This window comes from Stenotrophomonas sp. P5_B8, from assembly GCF_054049855.1.
Genome location: NZ_JBFULO010000679.1, coordinates 1 through 1,333, shown reverse-complemented (window position 1 = coordinate 1,333; position 1,333 = coordinate 1). Strand labels below are relative to the sequence as shown.

The 1,333-nt window shown below is 63.5% G+C and carries 1 protein-coding gene and 1 pseudogene; both read left to right on the top strand.

Annotation, left to right across the window (positions count from 1 at the left end; translation table 11 throughout):
- Positions 1-213 (top strand): annotated as a pseudogene (locus ACXJKH_RS20620) (type IV pilus modification protein PilV); the annotation flags it as partial.
- A partial coding sequence (locus ACXJKH_RS20615; RefSeq protein ID WP_457322174.1) for a PilW family protein occupies positions 210-1,333 on the top strand: 1,124 nt, incomplete at its 3' end. The pseudogene ACXJKH_RS20620 and the gene ACXJKH_RS20615, both read left to right, overlap by 4 nt.

Below are 1,333 nucleotides of genomic sequence, written 5' to 3'. Positions count from 1 at the left end.
GCCTGTACGCGTGTCGCCGGAGATGCATTGACCATCGATCAGAACATCGCCCGCTGGCAATGCCAGGTGGTCAAGGCATTGGGCGCCAATGCAGGCGCCACGGTTACCGTGGTCAATGGCGTGGCCACGGTGGCGATCACCTGGTCTGACGACCGCTGGGACCCGGCCAACCCCAATACCCCGACCACCTTCGGCCTGGTTACCCAGCTATGAAACCTTCGACCATGCCCCGAGTGCACCAGACAGGTTTGTCGTTGGTCGAACTGATGATTGCCATGGTCATCGGTTTGTTGCTGATGCTCGGTGTCATCCAGATCTTCATCGCCTCGCAGGCCGCCTCCCGGCTGTCCGAGGGCGTTGCCCGCGTGCAGGAGAATGGACGTTTCGCGCTGGATTTCCTCGAGCGTGACGTGCGCATGGTTGGCCATATGGGCTGCGTCAACGACCAGGGTCACATCGTGCGCGAGCTCGGCTCGCCCCGCATCAGCACCGGCGCCACACCGGGCAGCGGTTCGCCGCTGGATTTCAATGTGAGCGTGCAGGGTTATGAGGCGGCCGGAACCGGTCCAGGCGATACCCTGGTGGCCGGCGGAGGGGCGGTTCCGGCCAATCTACCTGCCGCCATCAGTGGGCTGGTGCCTGCGCCGGTGGCTGGCAGCGACATTCTAGTGCTTCGCTTCCTTGCGCCTGAAGGCGTCCCGGTTACCGCGGTGACCGCAACCACGTTGACTGTCGATGCGGCCAAATGGGCGCGTTTGACCGAGAATGGCGTCGCCGCACCCACGCTTTTCGGTATCGCCGACTGTGGCGCTGCAGAAGTGTTCCGCGGTACCACCGCCGCAGCGGGAACGGTGACCGCTACGGGTGCGGACCTGTCCCGCTTCGTTCCGTCGCCGCTGGCACCCACCATGGTGTACCGGGCCGAATCACTGGTCTATTACATAGGTCTCAATGCTGCCACCCAGCAACCAGGGTTGCGTCGCGCCCGGGCGGGGTCGGCAGGCACCTACGCGATCAATGAAGAGCTGGTGGAAGGTGTTGAGAACATGCAGTTGCTGTTTGGCCAGGATACGGTCACCAACATCAGCAAGTCCTCGTTGCCGCTTGGCAACATCACCACGCAGAAGACAGCCTCTGGCGTCACTACCCAGACCAATGCCGCCGGCGTAGGTGAGTGGCGGCGCGTTGGCCAGGTCCAGGTTGGCCTGATCCTGCGCAGCCCCGGCGCGGCGACAGTGAGGCAGGCCGATGCAACGTCTGCTTTGGGCACGTTGGGCATGACTTACAACGCCAATGCCGCCAACGATGGGCGTTACCGCACTACCTACGAAGC